Raw genomic sequence first — 2,853 nt, forward strand, 5'->3', positions numbered from 1 at the left:
TTTAGGTTCTTCTGGTTTGATGAGGAGCTTTATTATCGTGCTTCCGGAAAAGAAAAAGGAATGAGGAATGGCACAAAAAGAACGTGGTGAGAGAGAAGAACGCGATAATGAATTTGTCGATAGGCTTGTTCATATAAATCGTGTTGCTAAAGTTGTAAAGGGTGGTCGGCGTTTTGGTTTTGCCGCTCTTGTTGTTGTTGGGGATCAAAAAGGGCGTGTGGGTTTTGGTCATGGTAAAGCTCGTGAAGTTCCGGAAGCTGTTCGTAAAGCAACGGAATCTGCAAAGCGTGGGATGATTTATGTTCCGCTTCGGTCTGGACGCACATTGCATCATGATCTTGAAGGTCGTCACGGAGCGGGGCGTGTTTTATTGCGTTCAGCTTCTGCGGGTACTGGGATTATTGCTGGAGGGCCGATGCGGGCTATTTTTGAAGCTCTTGGTATGCAGGATGTTGTTGCAAAATCATTAGGATCTTCGAACCCTTATAACATGGTTCGTGCAACATTTGATGCATTGAAACATCAAATGCATCCTCGAGATATTGCTGCTCAGCGTGGTATAAAATACTCAACTTTGCAGGCGCGTCGTCGCCATTTAGTTGATGTAGAAGGGTAGTTTCTGAGATTATCAGAAAAGGAATTAGGAAATGGTTCAAAAAAAATCTCAGAGTGGTAAAACTGTGATGGTAGAGCAAATTGGAAGCCCTATTCGAAAATCACAGATTCAGCGTGCAACCTTAAAAGGGCTTGGATTAAATAAGATGCGTCGGCGGCGTGTTTTAGAAGATACACTTTGTGTACGGGGTATGATTGCTCAGGTTCGGCATCTTGTTCGCGTTATAGATGAAGATTAAGGGTTGCAGGAGTATTAGATATGAAACTCAATGAACTGCGTGATTGCGAAGGCGCAACAAAAAATCGTAAGCGTGTTGGACGAGGTATTGGCTCAGGTATTGGTAAGACTGGTGGTCGCGGTGTCAAAGGACAAAGGTCACGTTCTGGTGTTTCCCTTAATGGTTTTGAAGGTGGGCAAATGCCTATCTATCGTCGTTTACCGAAACGTGGATTTAAGAATTTCTTCGCCAAAACCTATAATGAAGTTTCTTTGGGACGTATTCAGTCAGCCGTTGATGCAGGAAAGTTGGATATTGAAAAGCCTGTTGATATGATTGCTTTGAAAGAGGCTGGTATTATTCGTCGTAAAAAGGACGGGGTTCGTCTTCTTTCTGATGGTGATTTGAAAGCTAAGATTATCTTTCATGTTTCTGGAGCTTCAGAAGCTACTCGTGTTAAAGTTGAAAAAGTGGGTGGTCAGATTATTTTTCCTGATGTTGTTCAATAATTTTTTTGATATGAGTAGAGATCTGAAGAAGGGTTATATATATTCTGCAAAATGTTTTGTGTGGAATTTTTTAAGTTCCGCATTTATTCTTGTATAAAGATATGAGTTTTAGGGTTATACTTCTGTGATTTAAAGAACTGGAGTGTGAAGTGGAGACGTTTTATGGCATCAGCAGCAGAGCAATTTGCTTCCAATATAAACTTCGGTACCTTTTCGCGTGCAACTGAATTAAAGAAACGCATCTGGTTTACTCTGGCGGCACTTCTTGTCTATCGTTTTGGCACTTATATCTCTCTTCCAGGTATTAATATTGATGCTTTACGGCAGACCTTTGAACATCATGCATCAGGTGTATTAGGACTCTTTAATATGTTTGCAGGAGGTGCTGTTGGGCGTATGGCGATTTTTGCGCTGGGTATCATGCCTTATATCTCAGCATCTATTATTGTACAGTTGTTAACATCTATTATTCCTTCTTTGGAGACTCTTAAAAAAGAAGGGGAATTAGGTCGTAAGGTTATTAATCAGTATACGCGTTATGTAACAGTTGTATTGGCAATTCTACAAGCTTTCGGTATCGCGGTTGCGCTTGAAAGCGGTATAGGGACAGGGCTTCAAATTGTTTTAGAACCAGGTCTGATGTTTCGTATCTCTTCTGTTATTACACTTGTTGGTGGGACAATGTTTCTCATGTGGCTTGGCGAGCAAATTACGTCACGCGGTGTTGGTAATGGGGTTTCTCTCATCATTTTTACAGGAATTGTAGCTAACTTTCCTTCTACTTTTGCTCAGCTTTTAACAGCTCATAGCCAAGCTGATTTATCAACTTTTCTTTTAATAGGGATCGTCCTTATTGCTATTTTGGTTATCGGACTTATTGTTTTTATAGAGCGTGCGCAACGGCGAATTCTTATTCAGTACCCGAAGCGTCAGGTTGGTAATCAAATGTTTCAAGGCGATATGTCGCATCTTCCTTTAAAGTTGAATACTGCTGGTGTTATTCCACCTATTTTTGCTTCATCTTTATTGTTATTACCAGCTACTATTAATAACTTTTCTGATAAAATGCCACAATGGGTTCAGGCTATTTCTTATTCTCTTGGTCATGGACAGCCACTTTATATGATCGTTTATGCATTTTTAATGGCGTTTTTCTGCTTTTTTTATACGGCGATAGTGTTTAATCCAAGTGATACTGCAGATCAGTTGAAAAAACATTCTGGTTTTATTCCAGGGATTCGTCCAGGTGAACGCACAGCCCAATATATTGATTACGTTTTGACACGTATTACTGTTGTGGGGGCACTTTATATCATCTTGGTTTGTTTGTTGCCTGAATTTATGATATCTGCATTACAGGTACCTTTTTATCTTGGGGGGACGTCCTTGTTGATTGTTGTTACTGTCACACTTGATACAGTTGCTCAAATTCAGGGATACCTTGTTGCTCACCAATATGAAGGGTTGATAAAAAAATCAAAACTTCGTGGAGGTAGAAGGAATCGATGAGG

The 2,853-nt window shown here is 40.4% G+C and carries 4 protein-coding genes; all 4 read left to right on the forward strand.

Features of this window, described 5'->3' with window-relative positions; translation table 11 throughout:
- Positions 1-67 precede the first annotated feature (67 nt).
- The 4 genes from rpsE (at position 68) to secY (ending at position 2,851) form a co-directional block, all read left to right on the forward strand.
- Complete coding sequence (gene rpsE / locus ACFIO3_RS04190) at positions 68-616, forward strand: 30S ribosomal protein S5 (protein ID WP_005773287.1); 549 nt, start codon at positions 68-70, stop codon at positions 614-616.
- A 31-nt stretch (positions 617-647) separates the two neighbouring features.
- Positions 648-854: a 50S ribosomal protein L30 gene (gene rpmD, locus ACFIO3_RS04195; protein ID WP_375606709.1), complete on the forward strand. Its 207-nt coding sequence runs from the start codon at positions 648-650 to the stop codon at positions 852-854.
- Between the two features lie 20 nt (positions 855-874).
- On the forward strand, positions 875-1,342 hold the full coding sequence (rplO, locus tag ACFIO3_RS04200; RefSeq protein ID WP_375606708.1) for a 50S ribosomal protein L15: 468 nt from the start codon (positions 875-877) through the stop codon (positions 1,340-1,342).
- A 162-nt stretch (positions 1,343-1,504) separates the two neighbouring features.
- On the forward strand, positions 1,505-2,851 hold the full coding sequence (gene secY, locus ACFIO3_RS04205) for a preprotein translocase subunit SecY (RefSeq protein ID WP_375606731.1): 1,347 nt from the start codon (positions 1,505-1,507) through the stop codon (positions 2,849-2,851).
- Positions 2,852-2,853 lie beyond the last annotated feature (2 nt).

The organism is Bartonella sp. AD328YNZD (assembly GCF_042196425.1).